This is a genomic window from Janibacter alkaliphilus, assembly GCF_013408565.1.
Taxonomy (GTDB): domain Bacteria; phylum Actinomycetota; class Actinomycetes; order Actinomycetales; family Dermatophilaceae; genus Janibacter; species Janibacter alkaliphilus.
Window position 1 is genome coordinate 1857797 of record NZ_JACBZX010000001.1, and the last position, 23140, is coordinate 1880936.

Below are 23140 nucleotides of genomic sequence, written 5' to 3' on the forward strand. Positions count from 1 at the left end.
GGGTCAGCGCTCTCGGGATCAGCCGACGGCCGAGCTCCCGCTGCGCGGTGCCTCGTCGTCCCCGTCGTCGAGGTCACCCGAGGCGTCGTCGTCCGCGACACCATCGTCGAGGTCGCGGTCCCCGGGAGCGGCCCGCACGCCGGTGTCGTCGTCGACGGGCCCGAGCACGAGCGGCTCGGTGATCTTCGTCGACCGGGTGCCGTCGCGGTCCGGCGCATCCTCGGCGGGCGCGACGTCAGCCGAGGCCTCCGGGACCACCGCGTCGTCAGAGGCGGGCGCGCGACCGTCCTCGCCCGGGTCGTCGTCACGCACCTCGTCGTCGCCGACGAGGTGCTCGTCCCCCAGCGGGCGCTCGTCATCCACCGGCTGGTCGTCGACCTCCGGGTCCTCGCCGGCGCTGTGCTCGTCACCGCCCGGCTCGTCACCGCCCGGATCGTCACCGTCCGGCTCATCCGCGGGGACCGTGCGGTCCTGCGGGTCGAGGCTGGCGGGCACGACACCGGGACCCGCGGACGAGTCGTCCTCGGCCGCCAGCTCGTCGTCCAGGCGACGCAGCCGCGCGGCGTACCGCTCGGCGGTCACGTCGTCGTCGGCGGCCACCGCGGCCGTCATCGCGTGCACCAGGCGCATCTCGTCGACCAGGCGGGCCCGCTCGATCAGGTGCGCGTCGGGGCGCTGCACCCGGGTGTGCGCGTACGCCTCCATCACGGTGTCCAGGGTGGCCTCGTCGACGACCGAGACGACCGCCGCCAGGTCGTCGGCGGGGTCGGCGACCTGCGCCGACTCCCACCCGAGGAAGGCCTTGAGCTCGGCGTCGTCGTCCCCCGGCACGGCCAGCACGCTGCCCTCGCCGATCGCGCCGTGGGTCGGCACCGGCTGGAAGCGCCACCGGCTGACGTCCTCGAGCACGCTCTCCCAGCGGCCGAGCAGACCGGTCGGCACCCGCCCCGTCGCCGCGGCACGGTCGAGATCGGCCAGGCGCCGCACCCGGTAGGCCTCCGCGTCGTAGACCGGCACCCCGGCCTCCTCGTAGACCCCGGCGTCGAGGTTGTGCAGCTGCGCCAGCGCACGGCCCAGCCCTGCGGCCAGCCGCGACCCGGCGGTCAGACCGGCCAGGTCGACGAGCTGCCCGGTGAGGTAGGCGTGCACGGCGGCGCGGCCGCCCTCGGGCAGCGCCGTCCACCCCTTCACCGTCGGGACCGGGGTGGTCAGCCGGCGGGCCAGCAGCCCCAGCAGCGCCGCGGACTGCTCCAGCTGGGCCGAGGCCGCCGGGGTGCGGGGGCAGCGGATCACCCACCGCCGGTGCTCGGAGTCCTGGACGAAGGCGACGTCGAAGGGGTGCGCCGGATCGGTGACGACACCCTCGACCGAGGCAGGGTCGAGGTCCGGCACCGCGGCGCTGGCGAGAGCGGCGAGTTCGAGCGGTCCACGGGTCACCCGCCCACCGTACGGCCCGCCACCACCGGAACGCGGGAGCGGCGAGGGGCGAGTCACCACCTACGCTGGGTGGGTGCCCCTGGACCCCTTCGCCGACCTGCCGCTGACCCTCCCCGGAGCCGACCGCGAGGGGCACCGACGCACCGACCCGGGGCGCCTCGACGAGGCGCTGACCGACCTCGCCACCCGCGTCCTCGACGTCACCGCCGGACGGGTGCAGACACGCGACGGCGAGCTCCGGCTGCGCCCGGCGACCGCGAGCGACGCCGACCGGCTGGTGCTCCACCTGGGCCGTCTCGACGGCGGCGCGGTGCTGGCCGTGGTGCACGACCCCCCGTCGCCCGAGCAGGCCACCGGCGACGAGGACGACCTCGACGCCGCAGCCTGGACCGACCTGCGCGGGGCCGCCGACGGGCTGCCCGCGGCGCAGGCGTCGCTGGCGGCGACCGCGGTCGCCCTCGCCAACTGGCACGCCGCGCACCCGCGGTGCCCGCGCTGCGGCGAGCCAGCCGAGCCCGCGGCCGCCGGCTGGGTGCGCCGCTGCCCGGCCGACGGCTCCGAGCATCACCCGCGCACCGACCCGGCGGTCATCGTCGCGGTCACCGACCCGGACGACCGGCTGCTGCTGGCCCGCAACCAGGGCTGGCCCGAGGGCCGGTTCGCGATCATCGCCGGCTTCGTCGAGCCCGGCGAGACCCTGGCCGCCGCGGTCGCCCGCGAGGTGGGCGAGGAGGTCGGCCTGCAGGTGGAGGACGTGCGCTACGCCGCCGACCAGCCGTGGCCCTTCCCGGCGTCGCTGATGATCGGCTTCTCCGCGCGGGCCACCGGCACCGAGATCACCCTGCTCGACGGCGAGATCGCCGAGGCCGGCTGGTACACCCGGCAGGAGTACCTGGAGGCGGTGCGCTCGGGGCGGGTGCGCCGGGCTGGCCGGCTCTCGATCAGCGCCCGGCTCGTCGAGCAGTGGCTCGGTCGCCGCCTCGACGACCTCGACGACCGCGGCTGAGCCGGTCGTCGGTGTCGTCTGAGAGAGTGCCGAGCATGACCCAGCCCCCGCCGGTGGCCCCCTCGGCCGACGACATCCTGGAGGCGCTGGACCCGGAGCAGCGGCAGGTCGCCGCCGAGCCGAGCGGACCGATGGCGGTGCTCGCCGGCGCCGGCACCGGCAAGACCCGGGCGATCACCCACCGGATCGCCTACGGGGTGCACGCCGGTGCCTACCAGCCCACCCGGGTGCTCGCGGTGACCTTCACCGCGCGGGCCGCGGGAGAGATGCGCACCCGGCTGCGGGACCTGTCGGTGGCCGGGGTGCAGGCGCGCACCTTCCACGCCGCCGCGCTGCGTCAGCTGCACTACTTCTGGCCCCAGGCCATCGGCGGCGCCGCGCCGGAGCTGATGCCGCAGAAGTTCTCCGCCGTCGGCGAGGCCGCCGGCCGGCTGGGGCTGCGTCTGGACCGGACCGAGCTGCGCGACGTCGCCTCCGAGGTGGAGTGGGCGAAGGTCTCGCTGCTCACCCCGGAGAGCTACGCCGACGCCGCCCGCCGAGCCCGTCGCGAGCCGCCCGGGATGGACCTCACCGCGATGGCCCGGCTGCTGGAGGCCTACGAGGAGGTGAAGTCCGCCCGAGGGGTCATCGACTTCGAGGACGTGCTGCTGCTGACCGTGGGCATCCTCCAGGAGCGCGAGGACGTCGCCGCGACCATCCGTGATCAGTACCGCCACTTCGTCGTCGACGAGTACCAGGACGTCAACGCCCTGCAGCAGCGGTTGCTCGAGCTCTGGCTCGGCGGACGCTCGGACATCTGCGTCGTCGGCGACCCGGCCCAGACGATCTACAGCTTCACCGGCGCCACCCCCGAGCACCTGCTGCGCTTCACCGCGCGGCACCGCGGCGCCGGGACGGTGCGGCTGGTGCGCAGCTACCGCTCCACGCCGCAGGTCGTCGAGCTGGCGAACCGGATGCTCACCGACCCCTCCGGCGGTCGGCGGCACGGCTCGGTGCAGCTCGTGGCCCAGCGCGAGGCCGGTCCGGCGCCGCGGCTGACCGTGCTCGACGACGACCCGACCGAGGCCGCGTGGGTGGCCGCCGAGGTGGGCCGCCTCGTCGCCGCCGGACGGCCGCTGTCGCAGATCGCCGTGCTCTTCCGCACCAACGGGCAGTCCGAGGCCTTCGAGTCCGCGCTGGCCGACGCCGGGATCCCCTACCTGGTGCGCGGCGGCGAGCGCTTCTTCTCCCGCGCCGAGGTCCGCGACGCGATCGTGCTGCTGCGCGGCGCCGCCCGCACCGACGACGGCAGCAAGCCGCTGCCCGACCTCGTCGAGGACGTGCTCGGCGGGCTGGGCTGGAGCCGCCAGCAGCCGGGCACCGCCGGCGCGGTCCGCCAGCGGTGGGAGTCGCTCAAGGCGCTGGTCGACCTCTCCGCCCGGGTCGCCGCCCGCGGCGAGGAGGTCCGGCTGCCGGACCTGGTGCGTGAGCTCGACGAGCGCATCGCCGCCCAGCACGCGCCCGACGTCGAAGGGGTGACTCTGGCGTCGCTGCACGCGGCGAAGGGGTTGGAGTGGGACGTCGTCGTCCTCGCCGGGTGCAGCGAGGGGCTGCTGCCGATCGCCATGGCCGACGGGGCCGAGGAGGTCGAGGAGGAGCGCCGGCTGATGTACGTCGGGGTGACCCGGGCCCGGGAGGTGCTGCACCTGACCTGGGCGCGCTCCCGGGCCCCCGGCGGTCGGGCCTCGCGCCGGCCGAGCCGCTTCCTCGAGCCGGCCGCGGGGATGCTCGGCGAGGGTGCCCGCAGCCCGTCCTCGTCCGGCGGCAGCCGCGGCGCCGGCACCCGGCAGCGGCGCGCGGCCGCGCCGCGACGCTGCAAGGGGTGCGACGCCGAGCTGACCACCGCCGCCGAGCGGGCTACGGGCCGCTGCCCGGACTGCCCGCCCACCTTCGACGAGGCCACCTTCGAGCGGCTGCGGGCCTGGCGGCTCGCGGTCTCCCGGGCTCAGTCCGTGCCCGCCTTCGTCGTCTTCACCGATGCCACCCTGGAGGCGATCGCGGAGGCGGCGCCGACCGCCCAGCGCGACCTGGCCGCGATCAGCGGGGTGGGTCCGCGCAAGCTCATCCTCTACGCCGACCAGGTCATCGCGGTCGTCGGCGGCGCCGACCCCGACGAGGTGCTCGACCAGGAGCCGTCGGCCGGCGACCAGGACGCCCTGCCGGACGGCTGAGGACGCTCGCCGATTAAATCGGTTGGCAGTCTCCGCGCAGGGGTCTAACCTGACGGAGTCAGTCGGGCCGAGAGCCCGTGAGCGCGTCGACGAGAGGAGGGCAGCACCGATGGACATCATCACCACGACCGGTACGTCCGGGTTCGCCGCTGCCCTCGCCACCCTCGGCGGGAACCAGGCGAGCAACGGCCGTCTGCGTGCGATCGACGCCGCCCGTCCGTGGGCGCCCTTCGGCACCTCCGCCGTCATCGGCGGCGCCGGTGCCGCCGTCGGCGCCTTCGACGCCCCGGATCCGCGACCCGTGGGACCACCTGCCTGACAGCAGGCACACCTGGTCACCACCTCAGGCCGCGGCATCCGATCACCGGATCCCGCGGCCTTCGTCGTGTCCCGCCACCCCCGCTCTCGCCCGACAGGAGTCATCAGATGCCGACCCCCGACCACCCACCTCATCCCGACCGGCTCACCCCGTGCATGACCGAGGAGCCGGAGACCTGGTTCGCCGACACCCCCGACGGGGTCGAGTTCGCCAAGGCGCTGTGCGGCACCTGCCCGCTGCGCCAGGCCTGCCTCGAGGGCGCCCTGGCTCGTCGTGAGCCCTGGGGCGTCTGGGGCGGCGAGCTCTTCGACAACGGTCGGGTGGTGCCGCGCAAGCGCCCCCGCGGCCGGCCGCGCAAGCACCCCGTCCCGGCGTGAGCCGAGCCCGGAAGCCCGGGCCGCCCGGCCACCTCGCCCGCATCGTCAGCCCGAAGGAGGTGAACGACGATGAGCCCGCTGTCCAGCCTCTCCCGGCGGCTGCGCCGCAGCCCCCGCGGTCCGCGACCGCTGCCGGTCAGCCCGCCGCAGCACCACCGCCGCGCCGACCCGCGCGACGAGCTCGCGGTCATCCTCACGCTGCGGTGACCCGCAGCCCCGGTGGAGGTGCCCGCACGCCCCAGAGCGCGTGCCGGCACCTCCACCCATCTGTGTCACCCCTGCTATCTGTCTCACCCGTGGCAGGCTGAGCGCATGGCCACGCTGCGCATCGCCCAGGACGAGGCGGCCGACGAGCTGCTCTCCACCGACCCCTTCGCCCTCCTGGTGGGCATGCTGCTCGACCAGCAGTTCCCGATGGAGCGGGCCTTCGCCGGTCCGCTGAAGGTCAAGGAGCGCTTCGGCAGCCTCGACGTCGCCGCGATCGCCGACGCCGACCCCGAGGCCTTCGCCGACCTGTGCGCCACCCCGCCGGCGGTGCACCGCTACGGCCGCTCGATGGCCGGGCGCATCCAGACCCTGGCGGCCACCATCCGGGACGAGCACGGCGGCGACCCGGCGGCGGTCTGGACCGGGGCCAGCGACGCCACGGACCTGCTCGCCCGGGTCAAGGCGCTGCCCGGCTTCGGCGACCAGAAGGCGCGCATCTTCGTCGCGCTGCTCGGCAAGCAGCTGGACGCCGCCCCCGAGGGCTGGCGCGAGGTGGTCGGCCCCTACGCCGAGGAGGGCTCGACCCGCTCGGTGGCCGACGTCGTCGACGAGACCAGCCTGCAGCAGGTCCGCGACTTCAAGAAGCAGGCCAAGGCCGCGGCGAAGGCGGAGAAGGGCGCCAAGGGCTGAGCTCAGGCCTCGGCGAAGCCGGGCAGGTGCTCCTCGAAGAGCGCGCGCACCTCGACGGTCGCGCCGAGCTGGGAGAGCACGCCCATCGCACCGAGGAAGACCCGGTGCACCATCGCGTACTCCCGCGGCAGGTTGATCCGCATCCCCATGGTGAACTCCGGGTGCCGCAGGTCGGTCATGCCCTCGCTGGCCCGGCGCATCCAGTCCCGGCTGAAGTGGTGCCGCTCGGTGCGGACCGGGTCGACGAAGGGGGAGACGTAGCTGAGCAGCGCCTCGGCGTCGACCTCGACGCCCGGCAGCACGAAACCCTCTGCCCGCATGCCGGCGAGCACCTCCTCGGCGTCGCCGCCGGCGGCGAGCGCGAAGATCCGCCCGATCGCCGGCGGCAGCCCGCCGGGGAAGCGGGCGACCGAGCCGTAGTCGACCACCCCGAGCCGCCCGTCCGGGGTGAGCCGGAAGTTGCCGGGGTGCGGGTCGCCGTGCATGAGCCCGCAGCGCGCCGGTGACTCCAGCAGGAAGGTCAGGTAGCGCCGTCCGACGACGTCGCGCACGTCCTGGTCGGCGTCGCGGATGAGCTGGCTCAGCGGGGCTCCCTCGAGCCACTCGGAGACCAGGACGTGCGGCCGGTGGGTCACCGACGCCGGCACGGCGATCTCCGGGTCGTCGACGTAGGCGGCGGCGAAGGCGGCCTGGTTCTCGGCCTCCAAGGCGTAGTCGAGCTCCTCGTCGGCGGCCGCCAGCAGCTCCTCGGTGACCGGCTTGATGTCCATGCCGGGCATCCACGTGCCCGCGACCCGGGCCAGCCGCGCGATCTGCTGCAGGTCGCTGCGCAGGGCCCGGTCGGCGCCGGGGTACTGCACCTTGACCGCCACCGGGCGCCCGTCGGACCACCGTGCCCGGTGCACCTGGCCGATCGAGGCGGCCGCCACCGGCTGCCCGCCCAGCTCGGGCAGCAGCGCCGCCCAGTCGGCTCCCAGGTCGGCCCGCAGCACCTCGTGCACCTCGTCGGGGCTCATCGGCGGCGCGGCGTCCTGCAGCCGCACCAGCATCTCCCGGTAGGGCTCGACGAGGTCCTCGGGCAGCGCGGCCTCGAGCACCGACAGCGACTGACCGACCTTCATCGCGCCACCCTTGAGCGAGCCGAGCACGGTGAAGAGCTGCTCGGCGGTGCGTCGCTGGATGTCGGCGTCGATCTGCTCGGCGGAGCCGCCGGTCATCCGACGGCCCAGGCCCGCGGCGCTGCGACCGGCATGCCCCAGCGGCAGCGAGGCCAGCCGAGCGGCCCGACCCGCTGCCCCTCGGGGGATGCCTCGCCGACGGTCGTCGGCTGCGCTGGTCATGGCAGCAACATACGCTGACCAGGTGAGACCTTCTGCGGTGCCCGGTCCGGTGAGTGAGCTGCGCGCCTTCGTCCGGGCCTCGCTGGTGCGGCCGGTGCCCCGGGACCACCAGGAGAGCGACGCTGCCTTCCGCCGCCGTCGGGTGGTCGCGGCGATCACCCTGGTCCTCGGCGCGGTGGCGCTCGCCGTGGCGCTGCGGATCGAGCCGGGCGACCCGCTCTTCTACCTGGCCACCCTGGTCGTCGCGGTGATCTGGAGCGCCGGGGCCCTGGCCTCGGGCACCCTGCACGTGGGCTGGGCGCACACCCGTGACCAGCGCACCGCCCGCCCGGTCGTCCAGTCGCTCACCCTGGGGGTGGCGCTGCTGCTCGTCTTCCTCCTCGGCGCGATCGTCGTCGGCGCGGTCCCGTGGCTGCGCGGACCGGTCGACGACCTGCTCGACCACGCCCGCTACGGCTCCCTGCCGCTGGTCGCCCTGCTCACCGCCCTCAACGGGGTGGCCGAGGAGCTCTACTTCCGCGGCGGGCTCTACGCCGCGGTCGGTCGCCGCCACCCGGTGGCGATCACCACGGTGATCTACGCCCTGACCACCGTCGGCACCGGCGTGCCGTTGCTCGTCCTGGCCGCGCTCGCGCTCGGCCTGGTCACCGGGCTGCAGCGCCGGGTCACCGGCGGCGTGCTCGGCCCGATCATCACCCACCTGACCTGGTCGCTCGGGATGCTCCTGCTGCTCCCGTACGGCCTCGACCTCTCAGATCGGATCTTTGGATGACCCCTGCCAGCGCAGATCCCCGCGAGACCACCAGCTCCACGCCCGGCGCCGGGGGCAGCGTCCTCGTCACCGGGGCCACCGGTTACGTCGGCGGCCGGCTGGTGCCCGAGCTGCTCGAGCGCGGGTGGCGGGTGCGGGTGCTCACCCGCCGTGCCGCTCGCCTGGACGGCATCTCCTGGGCCCGGGACGTCGACGTCGTCGAGGGAGACGCCACCTCGGCCGACGACCTGCGGCGCGCCCTCGACGGCGTCGACGCGGCCTACTACCTGCTGCACTCGATGGACGCCGAGGGCAGCTTCGTCGAGCGGGACCGGGCGATGGCCACCGCCTTCGCCGACGCGGCCGCGGAGGGCAGCGTCTCCCGGATCGTCTACCTCGGCGGCCTGCACCCGCCCGGCGAGGACCTGTCCCCGCACCTGGCCTCCCGGGTCGAGGTGGGGGAGATCCTGCTGGCCTCGGGCGTGCCGACCGCGGTGATCCAGGCCGGGGTCGTGCTCGGTGACGGCTCGGCCTCCTTCGACATGCTCCGTCACCTCACCGAGCGGCTGCCCGCCTTCGTGGCCCCGCGCTGGCTGCGCAACCGGATCCAGCCGATCGGGGTCGACGACGTGCTCGACCGGCTGGTGGCAGCCGCCGAGCTGGCGCCGGAGCACAACCGGACCTTCGACGTCGGCGGCCCGGAGGTGCTGACCTACGCCGAGATGATGCAGCGCTACGCCACCGTGACCGGTCTGCGGCGGCGGCTCATCCTCACCCTGCCGGTGCTCACCCCGGGCCTGGCCAGCCACTGGGTCGGCCTGGTCACGCCGGTGCCGGCCGGGGTCGCCAAGCCGCTCGTCGGCAGCCTGGTGCACGACGCGGTGGTCCACGAGCGCGACCTGGACGACCTCGTGGGGCCGCCGGAGGGCGGCCCGACCGGCTACGACGAGGCAATCCGTCGGGCGACCGCGCAGCTGGAGCCGCGACGCTGGTCGCGACGGCTGCGCTGGACCCTGGCGGTCGTCGGGGGTGCCGCGGTCGTCGGCAGCCTGGCCACCGACCCGGGCAGCCGCTGGTACCGCGGGCTCGACCTGCCGCCGTGGCAGCCGCCGACCATCGCCTTCCCGGTGGTCTGGACCACGCTCTACGCGACGACGGCCATTGCCTCGACCGCGGTGAGCGCCGAGCTGGAGGAGGACGGTCGCGGGCGGCAGGCGGCCGGCTACCGGCGCGCGCTGGTCGTGAACATGGTGCTCAACGCGGGCTGGTCGGCGCTGTTCTTCCGGGGCCACCAGGTGCCGGGGCTGCGGCAGGTCGTCCTGCCCGCGGCCACCGCCGAGGCGGCGACGCTGGCGGCGAGCAGCTGGGACCTCACCCGGCGGGCGGCGGCCGCCGGTCGGGGGAAGGGAGCGACCCTCGGCGCCTACGCCGCGTGGTGCACCTTCGCGGTCGCCCTCACCGCGGAGATCTGGCGGCGGAACCGCGGCTGAGGCTGCTCCGGTCGCCGCGCGGACCGCAGGCGGGGCAGGCCGGGTGCACCCGCCAGAACCGTCGCTCCAGGGTCGGGCCCGGGACGGCGACGTCGTAGGCCCAGCCGACGGCGGCCTCGGCCCCGGAGAGGTGCTCCAGCACGAGGCTGGTCGCCAGCCCGGCGGCGAGCAGCCGCACCGGCGCGGACCCGTCCACCGGTCGGGGAGCGCCGACCTGGGGTCGGCTCAGCTGCGCCCGCAGCCACGGCCACCCGGGGTCCAGGGTGGTTCGGGTCAGCTCGAGGCAGCTGGGGCAGGGACCCGACCCGGGTCGCAGCAGCGGGCCCACCCCGGCCTGAGAGACGGTGCACACCACCGGCAGGACGTCGCTGCCGCGAGCGAGCCAGCCGGTCAGCTCGCCGACCGACGGCGGGGTGCCGGTGGCGAGCACCGCCAGGGTGGTCGTCACCGGTGCCGGTGCAGGTGAACGTGTTGAGGTGGGGTCTTGCTGGGCGGTCTCCAGCAGGGCCGGCTCGTGCAGCCGCCGCACCTCGGCGATCCCGCTGTGCGAGAGCACGTCCGCCAGCAGCGCGGGGAGGCCGCCGCGGCCCACGACGAGCACGCGTCCGCCGGCTGCGGAGCGACGGGCGCACAGCTCCAGGTGGCCCGCGGCGGCGAGGCGGTCGACGAGCTCGGCGGCCCGGTCGCGCGCGATGCCCTGGGCCGCGGCGGCGTCGAGCACGCCTGCCAGGGCGCGGGACCCGTCGAGGCTGGTGATCCAGGCGGCCTCGTCCGGGTGCACCTGGTGCAGGTGCACCGCGGTCGGCCCGACCCCGAGCTGGATGCTGCCGTCGGGGCGCCGCAGCAGGGGCGAACGGGGACTGGTGAGTCGGGGACGGATGTCCATCGTGTCCTCGGCGAGGCGGTCGGTCAGGGGCGTGACCGACTCTGACGCATCGCGGCCGGTCCGCCGCAGACTTCTCCACAGCTCCGCAACTGCCCGGGCAATTGCCAAGGGGGTGCGCAACTGCCCGGGTAATTGCCAAGGGGGTGCGCAACTGCCCGGGCAATTTCGGTGGGAGGTGCGCAACTGCCCGGGCAATTGCCAAGGGGTGCGCAACTGCCCGGGCAATTGCCAAGGGGTGCGCAACTGCCCGGGCTAATTTCGTAGGGGTTGGGCAACTGCCCGGGTAGCTGCGGGGGGAAGGGGTCAGGCGCGGCGCGGGGTCACCAGGGACACGGCGGTGGCGACGAGGTCGGCGACGGCCGGCTCGGTGTCGGCCGGCAGCGCGTCGACGGGCCACCAGGCGACATCCAGCGACTCCTCGCTGACCACGGGCGGGGCGCCGGTGGGCGCCACGGCGACCCAGCGGAGATCGAGGTGCTCCCGGCACCGCGCGAAGCCGCCGCCCAGGGCATGCCGGTCCAGCTGGACCGGCCCTGGCAGCAGCCTCAGCAGGTCGTCGAGACCGGACTCTTCCCGAGCCTCCCGCAGCGCGGACCCGGCGACGCTCTCGTCACCGGGCTCGAGATGGCCACCCATCTGCACCCAGCGGCCGAGCTTGCGGTGCAGGGTGAGCAGCACGTGCTCGCCGGCCTCGTCCACGACGAGGCAGCCGGCCGTGACGTGCGCCGGCGGGCCCCCCTTCGCCGCCGCGTCCGGGTGCCGGGCCAGGTGCGCCAGGTACTCCTGGCGCAGCCGCTCCTGCGCCGGGTCCGGCGCCGACCATGCGGCGAGCAGTCGCGCCAGGTCGGTGCTCACCGCCTCGTAGCCCGGCAGGGGAGCGGCGCTCACCCCGGGTCGCGTGGTTCGTCGGCGGCGTCGCCCGGTGACTCGCCCTCGTCGGCCGAGCGCAGCAGCGACTCCAGCTCGGCGTCCAGGTCGTCACCGGCGCCGCGCTCGGCGGCCACCCGCTCGACGTAGCCGAGCACGTCGTCGAGGTCGCCCGCCTCCGGGGCGAGGTCGGGGTGTGCCCACGCGGCGTCCCGACCGTCGCGACCCAGCCGGTCCTCCAGCGCCGCGAAGAGGTTGGCCGCGTCGCGCAGCCGCCGCGGGCGCAGCTCCAGCCCGACGAGGCCGGCGAAGGTCTTCTCGGCCGGGCCGCCGGTGGCGCGACGGCGCCGGATGGTCTCGGCCATCGCCGCGGTGTGCGGCAGGTGGTCCCGGGTGGCCCGCTCGGCGACGACGTCCACCCAGCCCTCGATGAGCGCCAGCCAGGTCTCCAGCCGGGTCAGCGCCGCCCGCTGCGCCGCCGAGAGCTGCGGGTCGAAGAGCCCGGTGCTCAGCGCCTCGGTCAGGCCGGAGGGGTCGCTGGGATCGATCTGCCCGACCGCCTGCTCGAGCGCGTCGGTGTCGATCGACATGCCGCGGGCGTACTCCTGCACCGCGGCGAGGATCTGCGGCCCGAGCCAGGGCACCGCGGTGAAGAGGCGCATCCGGGCCGCCTCGCGCACCGCCAGGTGCAGCCACACCTCGTCGAGGTCGACCTCCAGCCCCTCGGCGAAGGCGGCCACGTTGCTCGGCAGCAGCGCCACCTGGCCCTGGATCAGCGGCACGCTCACCTCGGTCCCGGTGAGCACCTCGCCGGCGAGGGTGCCGACCGCGTGCGCCAGCTGGACGGTGATCAAGGAGGACGACATGCGCCCGACGAAGGGGGCGATCTGCCCGGTCAGCGAGGCCGGGTCGAAGCCCGGCGGCAGGCCCAGGGCCTGCAGGTCCTCGGCGCTCGGCGTCGGCTGGTCCTTCAGCCGGGAGGTCAGGGAGTCGCCGATCGCTGCGCTCAGCCCGTCGGCGACCGGGTCGACGAGCGAGGCCCACACCGGCATCGTCGCGTCCACCCAGCCGGCCCGGGTCAGCGTGGAGGCGGTGAGGCTGGGCGCCTCCAGCCCGGTGACCTCGTCCAGCCACATCGTCGCCAGGCGGGTGGACTGCTCGCCGCGGGCAGCGTCGGCCGGGTCGATCACGGCCCCCGGGCCCTCGGCGCCGGCGGCGCTGGCGGCATCAGTGTCAGTGCCAGTGTCGGCTTCGGTGTCGGCGGACCCGTCGCCCACCTGAGCGGCCAGCTCACGGGCGGTGCGGGTCGCCGAGGCGACGTCCACCCCCTTCGCCGGGGTGGAGGGGTCGAACATCGCCCGGACCTGGCTGGCCATCGCCTGCAGCGCCTGCGGGTCGGCGTCGGCCAGCCCCATCGCCTTGAGCTGCTCGACCATCTGCGGGGGCAGGTCCCGGCCGCCGGTGAGCTGGCGCAGCACCTCGGCGATCTCCGGCGGCAGGTCGCCGCCACGATCCGGGTCGCTGGGGCCGTGCTGGTCGTCGGTCACGAGGGGTCACCGCTCTCCTGAGATGATGCCTGTCGACACGAACAACACCGGGAGCCCGTCGATAAGTTCCCGATCCGTCCGCCGAGGAGCCTGATGTCGCAGCCGTCCGTCACCCCGACCGCGGTGGACCACGGTCCCACCCGGAGCGAACGGATCGCCAAGCGGATCATGGTGGTGGCGCTGCTGCTGCTGGCCGTCTCGCTGCTGGGCGCGGTGATCAAGCTGCCGTACGCCATCGAGTACCCGGGGTCGATGACCGACACCATCGGCACCAGCGCCGACACCCAGACCGTGCAGGTGAGCGGCGCGCGGACCTACCCGACCGAGGGGTCGCTGTACTTCACCACGGTCAGCGTGCTCGGTGGTCCGGAGCGGCACGTCAGCGTGTGGGAGTGGGTCGGCGGGCACCTCGACCCGGACGCCGAGGTGGTGCCGGAGGAGCTGGTCTACGGCGACGTCTCCACCGACGACGAGGTGCGCGAGGCGAACGAGGCCCAGATGACCGGCTCGCAGCAGAGCGCGATCGCGGTGGGGCTGCGCAGCACCGGCGAGACGGTCGGCCAGGAGAACCTCGTCGCCCAGGTCGGCGAGGACCTGCCGGCCGACGGGGTGCTGGAGCCCGAGGACGTCATCGTCGCGGTGGACGGGCAGGAGCTGAGCCGGGTCGACGAGATCGTCGGCGCGATCTCGGACCGCTCGGTCGGCGACGAGGTCGAGATCACGGTCGAGCGGGACGGGCAGGAGCGCACCGAGACGCTCACCACCGCGGACATCGGCACCGGCCGGGCCGGCATCGGGATCGCCATCGAGCCGGCCTACGACCTCCCCTTCGAGGTCATCATCGACGCTGGCGAGGTGGGTGGGCCCAGCGCCGGGATGATGTTCGCGCTCGCGGTGCACGACGTGCTCACCCCCGGGGCGCTCACCGGCGGCGAGGAGATCGCCGGCACCGGGACGATCAGCGACAGCGGCCAGGTGGGTCGGATCGGCGGGATCGACCAGAAGATGACCGGCGCCCAGGAGGGTGGTGCGGACTACTTCCTCGCGCCGGCCGGCAACTGCGAGGACGTCGTCGGCAACGAGCCGGACGACCTCGAGGTGGTGGCGGTCGAGGACTTCGAGGACGCGCTGTCGGCGGTCGAGGCGATCGCCGCCGGCCGCACCGAGGACCTGCCCCGCTGCTGAGCCCCCTTCGTCGTCCGACGGCGGCCGACAGCGGCAATCTGCGGACGACTGCGGCCATCTGAGCAGAACCTCTCGGATACCCGAGAAGCCTTCCCCCGAGAGCGAGCCTTTATCGGGTTACCCGATAAAGGGGAGACGGGTGAGGTCAGGTCTCGAGGGTGGCGCGAAGGGCGTGGACGAGGCCGGGGGCGATGTCCTCGCCGGTGGCCACCCGGTCGTCCTGGTCGTGGGCGCGCTGGCGCAGCAGGCAGATCGACCGGCCGTCCCGGTGCACCGCGACGAGCAGGCGCACGTCGGCCCGGTCCGGGTGCCGGGAGAGCGCCTCCACCGCAGCCTCCGGGTCGGCCGGCAGGTCGCGCTCGGCGCCCGGCGGCACGACGACGCGCTCCAGCGCCAGTGCGGCCCCGTCGACGGTCTCCGGCCAGGCGATCCGGCCCAGCAGGGTCTCGATCGAGGCGGTCCGGGCGAAGCCCTCCTGCTCGATCGCAGTCAGCGACCCGGGGGCCTCGTCGGCCACGTCCAGGCCGGCCGCGAGCTGCGGCTCGCGCGCGACGAGGTCGGCCGTGCCGACGAGGGCGAAGAGGCGCGGGTTCTGGTCCCACCCGGCGGCGGCGACGTGCCGCTCGGTCTCCAGGGCGGCGACCGTCAGCGGTTCGGTGCTGGGAGCGGGCTGGGGGTCAGGTGACGAGTCGGGCACAAGCCCATGCTGCCCGATGACAGCCTGGTGTCCGCAGGTACCGTGGGCCGCACCATGAGCGAGTCGACCAGCGACGGCGAGGGCGAGAGCCCCGAGACCGGTTCCACGTCCACCCGTCGGCGCGGCCCCCGCGGCCGGCTGGCGCAGGTCTTCGTGGCCCTGGCCGTGCTCGTCGTGCTCCTCACCCTCGGCGCTCAGCTCTACACCGAGGCGCTGTGGTTCGACGCGCTGGGCTTCGCCGGCACCTGGTGGGGCCGGATCCGGGTGCAGCTGCTGCTCTTCGTCGTCGGCGCGGTGCTGACCGCCGCGGCGATCGCCTCCAGCCTGGTCATCGCCTACCGCGGCCGACCGCTGGTGGTGCCGATGACCGCGGGGGAACGGGCGCTGGCCCAGTACCGGGAGGCGGTCGACCCCTTCCGCCGGGTCACCGTGATCGTGCTGCCGGCCGTCCTCGGGCTGCTCGCCGGCCTGGCCGCGGCGGGGCAGTGGCGCACCTACGTGCTGTGGCGCAACGGCCGGGACACCGGCGTCACCGACCCGCAGTTCGGGCACGACGTCTCCTACTACCTCTTCGCGCACCCGTGGTGGAGCTTCGTCGTCGGCTTCCTCACCGCGCTGGTCATCGGGGCGCTCATCGCCGCGGCCTTCGCGCACTACGTCTACGGCGGGCTGCAGCCGCCCTCCCGGGGCATCTCGACCCGGACCGCCTTCGTGCACATCTCGGTGCTGGCGGCCACGCTGGCGGTGCTGCGGGCGATCTCCTACATCCTCGACACGCACGCGCTGACCACCCAGGAAGGGGAGGTGCTCACCGGCGTCGGGTACACCGGCGCCAACGCCGAGATCCCGGCGATGTACATCCTCGCGGTCGGCGCGCTGCTCTGCGCGGTGCTCTTCCTCGTCGCCATCCGCACCCGCAGCTGGCGGCTGCCGCTGATCTCCACGGCGACGCTGCTGGTGCTCTCGGTGGCCGTCGGCGGAATCTACCCGGCGCTCATCGAGAACTACCAGGTCGCCCCCTCCCGCAGCTCGCTGGAGGAGCCGTACCTGCAGCGCAACATCGACTCCACCCGGGCCGCCTACGGGGTGACCGACGTGGCTACCGACGAGTACGACGCGACCTCGACGGTCTCCTCCGGGCAGCTGCGCGAGGACGCCGCCTCCATCCCTGGGGTGCGCCTGGTCGACCCCGAGGTGGCCAGCCCGACCTTCCAGCAGCTGCAGGCGCAGCAGCCGTACTACACCTTCCCGGAGAGCCTCGACGTCGACCGCTACGACATCGACGGGGAGAGCACCGACGTCGTCGTCGGCGCCCGTGAGCTCGACCTCGCCGAGGTGCCCAACGACCGCCGGGACTGGGTCAACGACCACACCGTCTACACCCACGGCTACGGTCTGGTCGCCGCCCGCGGAAACCAGGTCAGCGCCGGCAACCCGCAGTTCGTCGACCTCAGCGCGGGCGAGGAGTACGAGCCGCGGATCTACTTCGGCGAGGAGATGCAGCACTTCTCCATCGTCGGCTCGGAGGAGGACGCCGACCCGCGCGAGGTCGACCGCCCCTCCGGCGGCGAGGAGTCGCGCTACACCTACACCGGCGACGGCGGTGTGGCGATCGGCTCGACGGTGCGCCAGCTGGCGTACGCGATCACCCACAGGGACCGCAACTTCATCCTCTCCGACGCGGTCGGCTCGCAGTCCCGGCTGCTGGAGCACCGCACCCCGCGGGAACGGGTGCAGCGGGTGGCGCCCTGGCTGACCCTCGACGAGGACCCCTACCCGACGGTCGTCGACGGGCGGATCAAGTGGGTCGTCGACGGCTACACGACCAGCCGCAGCTATCCCTACAGCACCGCCTTCTCGATGTCCGGGGTGCGCAGCGGCGAGGTCTCCTCGGTGCAGACCCAGCAGCAGTCCGCGCTGGTCGGCGACCGGGTCAACTACATGCGCAACTCGGTCAAGGCGACCGTGGACGCCTACGACGGCTCGGTCGAGCTCTACCGCTGGGACGAGTCCGACCCGATCGCCGCCGCCTACGACCGGGCCTTCCCCGACCTGATGACCCCGCGCAGCGAGATCAGCGGCGACCTCATGTCGCACCTGCGCTACCCGGAGGACCTCTTCCGGATGCAGCGGGCGGTGCTCGCCGACTACCACGTCACCTCGGCCAGCGACTTCCGCGCAGGCCAGGACCGCTGGCGGGTGCCGAACGACCCGGCCAACCCCGAAGGGGGCCAGGCCCAGCCGCCGTACTTCCTCAGCCTGGCGATGCCGGACCAGGAGCAGCCGACGTGGTCGCTGACGTCGACGTACATCCCCAACGGTGACCGGGACGTCATGGCCGGCTACCTCGCGGTGGACTCCGACGCGGGAGCCTCGGACGGCGAGGTCGCCAACGGCTACGGCGCGCTGCGGATGCTCGCGGTGCCCCGGACGACGACCGTGCCCGGCCCCGGCCAGGTGCAGAACGACATCGCCAGCTCCAACGCCACGAGCACCGACGGCGGGCAGACCCTGGCCGACTACCTCAACAACAACAACCGCGGCGGCTCTCAGGTGCGCTTCGGCAACCAGCTGACGCTGCCGGTGGGCGAGGGCTTCCTGCACGTCGAGCCGATCTACCTGCAGTCGACCTCGGGCACCTCCTACCCGCAGCTGCGCGTGGTCGTCGTCTCCTTCGGCGGCCGGGTCGCCTGGGCGCAGAGCCTCGAGGGGGCGCTCGACCAGCTCTTCGGCGGCGACTCCGGCGCCGAGGCGCCGCAGGACGGGGAGCAGCCGGCCGAGGACCAGGAGCCGGCTGGCGACCCGACCGAGGGGCTGAGCGAGCAGGAGATCCGGCTGCGCGACGCGATCGCCGACATGGAGCAGGCCTTCGAGGACGGCCAGACCGCGCTCGAGGAGGGCGACTTCACCGCCTACGACGAGGCTCAGCAGCGGCTGCGCAGCGCGCTGCGCGAGGCGGCCGAGAACCAGCCCGAGGGCGGCTCGGTCACCCTCGACGAGGACGCCGCCGCCGGCTCGGGCGACTCGGCCACCCCCTCCGACGCCCCAACCCCCTAGGCAGCTGGATCCGCTCACCCTGCAGGCTGAGGGGCTACGCCGAAGGTGAGCGTCTGCGGTGCCGGAGCCGATTTGGTGGCCCGCTCACCCTCACGTAAACTCGTAGACACATCGCGGGGTGGAGCAGTTCGGTAGCTCGCCGGGCTCATAACCCGGAGGTCGCAGGTTCAAATCCTGCCCCCGCTACCAGATGAAGATGCGCTCAGTGTCTTCGCACGAAGTCCCTCTGGCACATTGCCAGGGGGACTTCGTGCATCTGCCACCACTTCCATTTCATGCCAGGGCAGGCGCCTGCCATCTGCTGCCCATGCAGTTGCGACCCGCGCCGCCTGGCGCCACCCTCCCCACTCGCGGCTGTTCTGCGGGCAACCTGCATTCGCTGGCACAGGTCTGCAGGGTGCGATCACGTAACGCAGCCTCGAAGCCAGCAGCAAGCGTTCCTGACCTGCCGGTGGCGTCGCTTCTGCACAGGGGTGACGCGAAGTGATGGAGGACCCCGTGGCCTATGACCCGGACGAGCGCATTCCGCGCAAGGATGCCGCACGACTCGCGCGACGTAGCCAGGACACGATTCGCCGATTGGAGCGCCGGCACCACCTGGCGGTCGAACGCGACGAGGCATCGCAGCAGGTCACCTACCGAGTGCAGGACCTCGTGGACCTCGGTGTCCTGCACATCGAGGACGTCGCCACCGCGGGAAGCGCGGCTGAGTCCGCCGAACTGGCCGGGGCCCGTGAGACCATCGCGCATCTGCGAGCCGACGTCGCCGAACGCGACGGTCGAGGAACAACTGACCCACTAAGGCTGGCGCGCACAGCGTGCAGGACTGCCGGAGCCTCGAAGCTTCGGTGCACACTCACTGCGCGCAGGCTTCGTCACTGAGGCGCTGGGCGCAGGCGGACTCTCCATCGCCCAGGTTCAGGAAGTCACGGACCACAAGAGCACGCAGATCCTGCTCCAGTACTACCGGAAGGCCAATCTGAGGAAGGACAACCCAGCGGCGAAGGTCGCCGAGTCGTTGAACTTATGAGGCTCATCCCAATCGGGGGTGTAGGAGTTAGGGTCTGAAGCCGCCGGTCTCGAGCAGGCCTCGGGCGATGTAGTTGGTCAGGTTGCGGAACCCGAGTGCGGAGCCGCGCAGGTGTTCGAGCCGTCCGTTGAGCGCCTCGGTCGGCCCGTTGCTGGTGCCGGGTCGTTCGAAGTAGGCGAGCACGTCAGCGGCTCGCTTCTTCAGGGTCCGGCCCAGGGTGGTGAGCTCGGTGAGCACCTTGGGGACCCGGCGCTGAGGTCGGTGATCAGCTTCTCCATGAGCTCGCGGCCACGTTGCCGGTCCTCGTGGCGATAGGCGGCGATCATGCGCTGGTAGGCACCCCAGGTCGCCTCGACCTCGACGTGAACGTCATCAACGAACAGCGCGCGTAGCCTGTCGCTCTGCTTGTCGGTGAGCAGGTCCGCGCCGGTGTGCAGCGTGCGCCGCGACTTGTAGAGCGGGTCGTCCCTGAACCCACGGTGCCCGTGGATCGCGAGTTGGACCCGGCGCCGGCACCTGTCGAGGGCGTCACCGGCCAGGCGCACGACGTGGAAGGGATCCATCACCGTGACCGCGTCCGGGATCTCCTCTGCAGCGGCGGTCTTGAACCCGGTGAAGCCGTCCATCGCGACCACCTCGACCGCGTCACGGAAGGCGTCGTCGCGGTCGGCGAGCCAGGTCTTGAACGCCGCCTTCGACCGGCCCTCGACCATGTCCAGCAGCCTTGCTGGGCCGGCGCCATCGCGGACCGGGGTGAGGTCGATGATCACGGTGACGTACTTGTCGCTACGCCTGGTGTGGCGCCAGACGTGCTCATCGACGCCAATGACCTTCACGCACTCAAACCGCGTGGGGTCGTTGATCAGCCGCCGCTTGCCTTCAGCCAAGCCGCGTTGTTGCCGGTGTCCCATGCGACCCCGAGTCCCTCGGCGACACGGGCGGCGGTGAGGTGTGCGACCACGATCCCTTCCAGCGCCCACCGCAGCCCGGTGTGCGAGAGCTCCGCCGCGGCGCTGGTGGCTTGGCGCCCACGTGTCCAGTCGGCACAGCGTTAGCGGCGCACTACAACTTCCGGCACGCTCGGTCGCCAACCCAGCGGCTCGTGGGCCAACTGCCGGCTAACGGTGTCTCGAGCAGCGCCTTCGCTGCCGCACCGTCGGCACCACTGATCTGGTTCCACCACTCGGCACGCGAGGACCGCACGATCCGGTTCAAGTCGTTGTCCGGTCACGCTCAGACCGAGGCCGTCGAGTCGAGCGAAGGCGGTCAGGTCAGGGCGGCCGGCGGGGTAGCGTCGGGCACGTCGAGGTCTTCCGGATGGATGGCGTAGGAACCTCCGTCGTCGGGAGACCTCGACGTCTATCTGCGGACCGACGCTCCCGGCCGACCTACACCGTCGTCTCAGAAGACCCCTGAAACGTCTTCGACGACGACGGGACCGGCGAGGAGGAGGGCGCGGTGAGCTAAAGGAATGGAGCTTGCTCGGCTTCGACGCCGCCGCAAGCTCCGGTGAAACGGTCGGTACTGGTCGGTCGTCGTCGGTCACCACCGGATGGCGGCGTCCCCCACGCTCGGCGTTTGCGCAGGTCAGCGGCTCGTTCGACCAGTGGGCACATCAAGCGATAGACGCAAAGCCGACGTGATGAGGTCGTCGGTTCGATTTCCACAGGGGCTCCGGCGAACAGCCCCTGACCTGCGGAAACGCAGGGCAGGGGCTGTTCGGGTCTGGTGGTCGCGCGATGCGCTGGCCTCACGGCTCTGCCCGACACCGACGTCGCTCTCCTCTGCGACGGACCCCTCGCGGCCGGCATCCTGTCCGTGTGTCGATAGGCCTCGCACCGCTCGGCAACGCAGCGTGGCGTTGCGTCGCGACCTGGCTACGGCTCGGAGGGGCGCGATCGTCTCGTGCGTTGGCGGACTACGGGAGCTTGGACGCGAGGACGTCGGCCGCCATGATCTCGGGTGCTGCGCCGAGGAGGTGCTGGTTGGCCGTCAGGTCCGAGCCGTGACCGTCTACGTCGACGACGCACGCATCCAGCCCCGTGCCGGCCGGGGGCCGGGTTCGGTGCGGGTCGGTCTCAGAAGGCGCTGGCGGCGGCTTCGGCGACGGCCTGGTCTTGGACGCCGGTTCCTCCGCTGACGCCGACGGCGCCGACGACCTGGCCGTCGCGCTCGAGCGGGATGCCACCGGCGAAGATCATCACCCGACCGTCGTTGGAGGCGTTGATGCCGTAGAACTGCTCACCGGGTTGGGCGAGGTCGCCGAGGTCTTTGGTGGCTGTGTCGAACGCTCGGGCCGTGAAAGCTTTGTTGATCGAGATGTCGATGCTGCCCAGCCACGCTCCGTCCATCCGTACGTGAGCGACGAGATTGCCGCCGGCATCGACGACGGCGATGTTACTGGGCTGACCCTGCGTGCTGGATTCAGCTTCTGCTGCCGCGATGACACGTTTGGCGTCGTCCAACGACAATGTAGGAATAGATGGCATCAATTGCTCCTTCGAATGTGGCGTGCGCTTTGTGGCTCGAGCCGCTCCAGAGCCGCCCGTTGGTTTGCCTGTTGAGTTTGTGACCGACAGCGCTCGTGTTGTGTTCGCGTTGCGGACGTGCGTTGGCGGACTACGGGAGCTTGGACGCGAGGACGTCGGCCGCCATGATCTCGGGTGCTGCGCCGAGGAGGTGCTGATTGTCCGTCAGGGCTGCGACGATGGCGCCGTTGGCGTGGGCGTCGCGAGCGGCCTCGTCGGGGAATGCATCGAAGATCCAGAAAGTGTCGGCGTGGGTCCTGACCGCGAACCAGACAATCGTTCCTACTTCTTCGTTGGCGAGCGCGACAGCGCCGGCGAGCAGATCGGCGAGCGCGTCGTGCTGTCCATCGGCTGCGACGATCTTGGCGACGAAGGCATACGGAAGTGATGCGGGTGTGGACATGAGGGGTTCTCCTAGGTGTCGAGGTTACCCGGTGAAGCAAGTTCAGCGTAGGACGAGCAAGGGCATGTGAGAAGTGGCGTATACGGCAGTATTGCTATTGTTTGCGCCATGCGTATCGGACTGATCGCGATCGACGGCTGCTTCGGTTCGGCTGTCGCGTCGGTCATCGACATCGTGCGGGTGGCCGACGGAGCCCGCGGCGATGTCGACCCGCGGATCGACCCGATCGAACTCGCCATCCTCGGACCGAAACGGACAGTGACCACGACGGCATCGATGACCCTGTCGGTGGGCTACCCGCTGTCGGAGTCCGCAGAGTTCGACGTGGTCGTCGTCCCTGCGCTTGGAACCCTCACTGCCGCCGCTACCAACGACGCCCTACAGAGCCGAGATGTTCGTTCGGTCATCGCCTCGCTCGGGCGCCTCGACGACGCGACCACCCGGATCGCCGCGGCGTGCACCGGCGTGTTCGCTGTCGCCGAGACCGGACGGATGGATCATCGGCGGGCGACGACCAGCTGGTTCCTGGGGCCGGAGTTCCTGAAGCGCTATCCGGCCGTCGCCCTCGATCTCGACACCATGGTCGTGGTCGACGGGAACCTCGTCACCGCCGGCGCCGCCTTCGCCCACATCGACCTCGCGCTCTCACTCGTGCGATCGATCAGCCCCGACCTGGCCCAACATGTCGCCAAGCTCCTCATCATCGACGAGCGTCCGTCGCAGGCGGCCTTCGTCGCCTACGAACATCTCCGGCACGATGACCCGATCGTCGTCGAGTTCGAACGCTTCGTGCGCGCCCGCCTGGACGAACCGTTCAACGTCGCCTTCGTCGCGCAGTCGCTCGGCACCAGCCGGCGCACCCTCGAACGACGAGTCCGTGCGGCGCTCAACCTCACTCCGCTCGGCTTCGTCCAACGGCTTCGCATCGAACGAGCTCGGCACCTCTCAGCAACCACGGACCTCACCTCCGCCGACATCGCGCTACGGGTCGGCTACGCGAACGCCGAGACTCTGCGCTCCCTCCTGCGCAGGGAGCGACGCCGTTCCTGACCTATCGCCATGCCATAGAACCACCTCTCAGCACGTCGCGTCGACGCTCCTGCGTCGCCCCTG

The 23140-nt window shown here is 72.8% G+C and carries 21 protein-coding genes, 1 tRNA gene and 2 pseudogenes; 13 read left to right on the top strand and 11 right to left on the bottom strand.

Annotated elements, in window-relative coordinates; translation table 11 throughout:
• Window positions 1–18: 18 nt before the first annotated feature.
• Window positions 19–1437 (bottom strand): phosphotransferase, encoded by a 1419-nt coding sequence (locus BJY28_RS09075; RefSeq protein ID WP_179462722.1) that lies wholly within the window; start codon window positions 1435–1437, stop codon window positions 19–21.
• A 73-nt stretch (window positions 1438–1510) separates the two neighbouring features.
• Here BJY28_RS09075 and nudC point away from each other — a divergent pair, with 73 nt between their 5' ends.
• From nudC to BJY28_RS09105, 6 genes are all read left to right on the top strand, one after another.
• Complete coding sequence (gene nudC, locus BJY28_RS09080) at window positions 1511–2443, top strand: NAD(+) diphosphatase (RefSeq protein ID WP_179462723.1); 933 nt, start codon at window positions 1511–1513, stop codon at window positions 2441–2443.
• A 35-nt stretch (window positions 2444–2478) separates the two neighbouring features.
• Window positions 2479–4653 carry an ATP-dependent DNA helicase UvrD2 gene (locus tag BJY28_RS09085; RefSeq protein WP_218875268.1) on the top strand — a complete coding sequence of 725 codons (2175 nt, stop codon included), beginning with the start codon at window positions 2479–2481 and terminating at the stop codon, window positions 4651–4653.
• 109 nt (window positions 4654–4762) lie between these two features.
• Entirely contained in the window at window positions 4763–4972 is a 210-nt protein-coding gene (locus BJY28_RS09090) for a hypothetical protein (RefSeq protein ID WP_179462724.1), read from the top strand.
• Window positions 4973–5079: 107 nt separating this feature from the next.
• A complete protein-coding gene (locus BJY28_RS09095) occupies window positions 5080–5349 on the top strand; it encodes a WhiB family transcriptional regulator (protein WP_179462725.1) in 270 nt (89 codons plus the stop codon).
• Window positions 5350–5418: 69 nt separating this feature from the next.
• Window positions 5419–5556, top strand: a complete 138-nt coding sequence (locus tag BJY28_RS09100; protein ID WP_179462726.1) for a hypothetical protein — start codon at window positions 5419–5421, stop codon at window positions 5554–5556.
• A 105-nt stretch (window positions 5557–5661) separates the two neighbouring features.
• Window positions 5662–6246: an HhH-GPD-type base excision DNA repair protein gene (locus BJY28_RS09105; RefSeq protein ID WP_179462727.1), complete on the top strand. Its 585-nt coding sequence runs from the start codon at window positions 5662–5664 to the stop codon at window positions 6244–6246.
• 2 nt (window positions 6247–6248) lie between these two features.
• Here BJY28_RS09105 and BJY28_RS09110 read toward each other — a convergent pair whose 3' ends face one another.
• Window positions 6249–7586, bottom strand: coding sequence for an ABC1 kinase family protein (locus BJY28_RS09110; protein WP_179462728.1), 1338 nt, complete (start codon window positions 7584–7586; stop codon window positions 6249–6251).
• Window positions 7587–7608: 22 nt separating this feature from the next.
• Between BJY28_RS09110 and BJY28_RS09115 the strand changes: the two genes are divergently transcribed.
• The gene (locus BJY28_RS09115; protein WP_343037037.1) at window positions 7609–8358 is read left to right on the top strand and encodes a CPBP family intramembrane glutamic endopeptidase; all 750 of its coding nucleotides are present in this window, start codon (window positions 7609–7611) and stop codon (window positions 8356–8358) included.
• Complete coding sequence (locus tag BJY28_RS09120; RefSeq protein WP_179462729.1) at window positions 8355–9827, top strand: tryptophan-rich sensory protein; 1473 nt, start codon at window positions 8355–8357, stop codon at window positions 9825–9827. Before BJY28_RS09115 ends, BJY28_RS09120 begins: the two co-directional genes overlap by 4 nt.
• Here the strand turns inward: BJY28_RS09120 and BJY28_RS09125 are convergent.
• From BJY28_RS09125 to BJY28_RS09135, 3 genes are all read right to left on the bottom strand, one after another.
• The gene (locus tag BJY28_RS09125; protein WP_179462730.1) at window positions 9793–10713 is read right to left on the bottom strand and encodes a hypothetical protein; all 921 of its coding nucleotides are present in this window, start codon (window positions 10711–10713) and stop codon (window positions 9793–9795) included. The genes BJY28_RS09120 and BJY28_RS09125 overlap by 35 nt on opposite strands.
• A gap of 303 nt (window positions 10714–11016) precedes the next feature.
• Entirely contained in the window at window positions 11017–11601 is a 585-nt protein-coding gene (locus BJY28_RS09130; RefSeq protein ID WP_343037038.1) for an NUDIX hydrolase, read from the bottom strand.
• Window positions 11598–13127 carry a zinc-dependent metalloprotease gene (locus tag BJY28_RS09135; RefSeq protein ID WP_343037039.1) on the bottom strand — a complete coding sequence of 510 codons (1530 nt, stop codon included), beginning with the start codon at window positions 13125–13127 and terminating at the stop codon, window positions 11598–11600. Before BJY28_RS09135 ends, BJY28_RS09130 begins: the two co-directional genes overlap by 4 nt.
• A gap of 93 nt (window positions 13128–13220) precedes the next feature.
• Here BJY28_RS09135 and BJY28_RS09140 point away from each other — a divergent pair, with 93 nt between their 5' ends.
• The gene (locus tag BJY28_RS09140) at window positions 13221–14312 is read left to right on the top strand and encodes a YlbL family protein (RefSeq protein WP_179462731.1); all 1092 of its coding nucleotides are present in this window, start codon (window positions 13221–13223) and stop codon (window positions 14310–14312) included.
• Between the two features lie 145 nt (window positions 14313–14457).
• On the opposite strand, the gene BJY28_RS09145 is transcribed toward BJY28_RS09140, so the two are convergent.
• On the bottom strand, window positions 14458–15009 hold the full coding sequence (locus BJY28_RS09145) for a PPA1309 family protein (RefSeq protein ID WP_179462732.1): 552 nt from the start codon (window positions 15007–15009) through the stop codon (window positions 14458–14460).
• Between the two features lie 54 nt (window positions 15010–15063).
• Between BJY28_RS09145 and BJY28_RS09150 the strand changes: the two genes are divergently transcribed.
• From BJY28_RS09150 to BJY28_RS09160, 3 genes are all read left to right on the top strand, one after another.
• Window positions 15064–18066 carry a UPF0182 family membrane protein gene (locus BJY28_RS09150; protein ID WP_179462733.1) on the top strand — a complete coding sequence of 1001 codons (3003 nt, stop codon included), beginning with the start codon at window positions 15064–15066 and terminating at the stop codon, window positions 18064–18066.
• A 112-nt stretch (window positions 18067–18178) separates the two neighbouring features.
• A tRNA-Met gene (locus tag BJY28_RS09155) sits at window positions 18179–18255 on the top strand.
• 309 nt (window positions 18256–18564) lie between these two features.
• Window positions 18565–18948: a hypothetical protein gene (locus BJY28_RS09160; RefSeq protein ID WP_179462734.1), complete on the top strand. Its 384-nt coding sequence runs from the start codon at window positions 18565–18567 to the stop codon at window positions 18946–18948.
• Window positions 18949–19123: 175 nt separating this feature from the next.
• Here BJY28_RS09160 and BJY28_RS16620 read toward each other — a convergent pair.
• The 5 genes and pseudogenes from BJY28_RS16620 to BJY28_RS09180 form a co-directional block, all read right to left on the bottom strand.
• Window positions 19124–19324 (bottom strand): annotated as a pseudogene (locus BJY28_RS16620) (transposase); the annotation flags it as partial.
• On the bottom strand, window positions 19297–20187 hold the full coding sequence (locus BJY28_RS09165; protein WP_281366916.1) for an ISL3 family transposase: 891 nt from the start codon (window positions 20185–20187) through the stop codon (window positions 19297–19299). The pseudogene BJY28_RS16620 and the gene BJY28_RS09165, both read right to left, overlap by 28 nt.
• 827 nt (window positions 20188–21014) lie before the next feature.
• Window positions 21015–21092: pseudogene (locus BJY28_RS09170) on the bottom strand (antibiotic biosynthesis monooxygenase); the annotation flags it as partial.
• An 82-nt stretch (window positions 21093–21174) separates the two neighbouring features.
• On the bottom strand, window positions 21175–21561 hold the full coding sequence (locus BJY28_RS09175; RefSeq protein ID WP_229117445.1) for a GlcG/HbpS family heme-binding protein: 387 nt from the start codon (window positions 21559–21561) through the stop codon (window positions 21175–21177).
• Between the two features lie 154 nt (window positions 21562–21715).
• The gene (locus BJY28_RS09180) at window positions 21716–22027 is read right to left on the bottom strand and encodes a putative quinol monooxygenase (RefSeq protein ID WP_050670096.1); all 312 of its coding nucleotides are present in this window, start codon (window positions 22025–22027) and stop codon (window positions 21716–21718) included.
• 108 nt (window positions 22028–22135) lie between these two features.
• Between BJY28_RS09180 and BJY28_RS09185 the strand changes: the two genes are divergently transcribed.
• Window positions 22136–23077 carry a GlxA family transcriptional regulator gene (locus tag BJY28_RS09185; protein ID WP_179462735.1) on the top strand — a complete coding sequence of 314 codons (942 nt, stop codon included), beginning with the start codon at window positions 22136–22138 and terminating at the stop codon, window positions 23075–23077.
• The last annotated feature ends 63 nt before the right edge of the window (window positions 23078–23140 follow it).